This is a genomic window from Mesorhizobium sp. GbtcB19 (assembly GCF_019091085.1).
Lineage (GTDB): Bacteria > Pseudomonadota > Alphaproteobacteria > Rhizobiales > Rhizobiaceae > Mesorhizobium.
The window spans coordinates 1-242 of sequence record NZ_JAGXJY010000440.1 but is presented as its reverse complement, the minus strand read 5'-3'; the positions used below and the strand labels follow the sequence as shown (position 1 = coordinate 242).

At 70.2% G+C, this 242-nt stretch carries 1 pseudogene; it reads left to right on the top strand.

The features are described from left to right. Positions 1–242: pseudogene (locus KVT37_RS32685) on the top strand (UDP-N-acetylglucosamine 1-carboxyvinyltransferase); the annotation flags it as partial.

The following is a 242-nucleotide window of genomic DNA, read 5'->3' as shown; positions in this document are numbered from 1 at the left end:
TGGCCGTCGCCATGACCGGCGGCGACGTGATGCCCGACGGCGCCCGGCCCGGCCTTCTGCAGAGCGCGCCCGACGTGCTTGTCGAGACCGGCGCCGAGATCACGCCGACCAATGAGGGCACCCGCGTCAAGCGCAACGGCGCCGGCATTGCGCCGGTCGATGTCACCACCGCCCCCTTCCCTGCCTTCCCGACCAACCTGCAGGCGCAATTCATGGGCCTGATGACGATGGCCAAGGGCAAG